General features: G+C 42.2%; 2 protein-coding genes. One reads left to right on the plus strand and one right to left on the minus strand.

Translation table 11 applies throughout. The features are described from left to right. The first annotated feature begins 9 nt into the window (after positions 1–9). On the plus strand, positions 10–570 hold the full coding sequence (locus tag EQY_RS27505) for a hypothetical protein (RefSeq protein WP_000394523.1): 561 nt from the start codon (positions 10–12) through the stop codon (positions 568–570). Here the strand turns inward: EQY_RS27505 and EQY_RS27005 are convergent. After that, the coding region (locus EQY_RS27005) for a hypothetical protein (protein WP_237712285.1) at positions 527–881 on the minus strand (355 nt) is incomplete at its 5' end. The genes EQY_RS27505 and EQY_RS27005 overlap by 44 nt on opposite strands.

Genomic DNA, 881 nt, shown 5'->3' on the forward strand with positions numbered 1-881 from the left:
GGGTTAAAGATGGAATTTAAAGATTTACCACTATCAATCCAGGAGATTGCAGCACAGACACTCCGTCAACACCTGAACGAACTTGCATTGGAATCGGTAACGAAAAAAGACACTGATAATATGGCTCGTAATGTGCGCGATGCGTTTATCGGATTGTACTCTGTTTCGGTAACAAACAACCAGGATACTGAAGAAGCTGCAAAGCGGATTGCCTCGGCGATGGGTTTTTATGTCGAGGAAAAGTATTCAAAAAAAGAATTCTGGAAAATGGTCAAACGCATCGCAGAGCGAGGTGAAATGCTCTCTGCATCAGGGGATTCATTTTATAACGAAAAAACTGATAACTCCTGTTTGCGTGATTTGCTCTCGCTGCTTGATAAGTTCGGAATAATAATGACCGGCACTGCTCTGGCTGATTTCACTTATAGCGCAATTTGTCATAATGGAGAACCATGTCCGCCAGAATTAATAATCACCCCCGGCAATCATCCGAGGGTAAAAATACGAGCGATTCAGGAGCACTGGTTTAATCCAGTTCCACAAGACGAGGACGCGGTAAAACCTCTATAGGTCCCGTATAGCCTGACGCTCTTTTGACATTGAGAATTTTATTTAACTTGTCAGCCTGATACTGACTTGGTTTCACAAATATTCCATCAAGTTTTGATATATGGAATACACCGTGTTTAGGGCAATCAAAAATATAATAACCATTCTTCTCTGAAAAATCAGACGAAGAATTACAGGCTGGGCATAGTTTTGTTGGCATTTTATCCTCCATTGGGATGCGGTTAAAAATGGAGACCAACACGCTGTCACGTGTGGTCGTGCGCCGGACACGGATAAGAATTCGGCACTGACAGTTTACTGAAAGGATATAT

The organism is Escherichia sp. TW14182 (assembly GCF_000208525.1).
Lineage (GTDB): Bacteria > Pseudomonadota > Gammaproteobacteria > Enterobacterales > Enterobacteriaceae > Escherichia > Escherichia ruysiae.

Coding starts and splice junctions, on each gene's coding strand:
- EQY_RS27505 (WP_000394523.1), top strand. CDS start 10: ATGGAATTTAAAGATTTACCACTATCAATCCAGGAGATTGCAGCACAG.